Origin of the sequence: Pseudomonas sp. KB_15 (assembly GCF_052114525.1) — a bacterium.
Taxonomy (GTDB): domain Bacteria; phylum Pseudomonadota; class Gammaproteobacteria; order Pseudomonadales; family Pseudomonadaceae; genus Aquipseudomonas.
Window position 1 is genome coordinate 1 of record NZ_JBFREX010000114.1, and the last position, 648, is coordinate 648.

The 648-nt window shown below is 66.5% G+C and carries 2 protein-coding genes; both read right to left on the bottom strand.

All coding sequences use genetic code 11. The annotated features are described in order from the left end of the window. Nucleotides 1-149, bottom strand: a 149-nt coding sequence (locus AB4Z35_RS29940) for an OB-fold nucleic acid binding domain-containing protein (RefSeq protein WP_442101151.1), incomplete at its 3' end; no start/stop codon positions are given. A gap of 57 nt (nucleotides 150-206) precedes the next feature. Further along, on the bottom strand, nucleotides 207-648 hold a 442-nt coding region (locus tag AB4Z35_RS29945; RefSeq protein WP_442101150.1), incomplete at its 5' end, for a DUF502 domain-containing protein.

Below are 648 nucleotides of genomic sequence, written 5' to 3' on the forward strand. Positions count from 1 at the left end.
TCGCAAACCACCTGCACCAGGCCCTCGCGGTCTCGCAGATCGACGAAGATCACGCCGCCGTGGTCACGCCGGCGCTGTACCCAGCCGGTCAGGGCCACTTCCTGGCCGATCAGTTGTTCGGTCACCAGACCGCAGTAGTGAGTACGCATGGAGGACATAGGAGAAATTCCCGGTAATGCGCGGCCGCGAGGCGGCCCGCGCGCAATTCAATGAGTAGGGTTCGAGTCGGCGACCGCAACCGCCTCTTCAGCGGTGTCCGCGGCCTCGGCCGCATCCGCCGGACGGCCCGGCGTGCCGGACTTGCGGGGCAGCTCCGTCGGTGCCACGACGCCCATCGAGACGATGTACTTGAGCGCGGCGTCGACGGTCATGTCGAGTTCGATGGTGTCGGCCTTGGGCATCATCAGGAAGAAGCCCGAGGTCGGATTCGGCGTGGTCGGCACGTAGACGCTGACGTATTCGCCCTGGAGGTGATTCTGCACGTCTCCGCCGGGCCGGCCGGTCAGAAACGCGATGGTCCACGACCCCTCGCGCGGATACTGCACCAGCAGCGCCTTGCGGAACGCGTTGCCGGACGACGACAGCAGCGTGTCCGAGACCTGCTTCACGCTGGTGTAGATGGGGCCCACCACGGGAATGCGGCCGAGC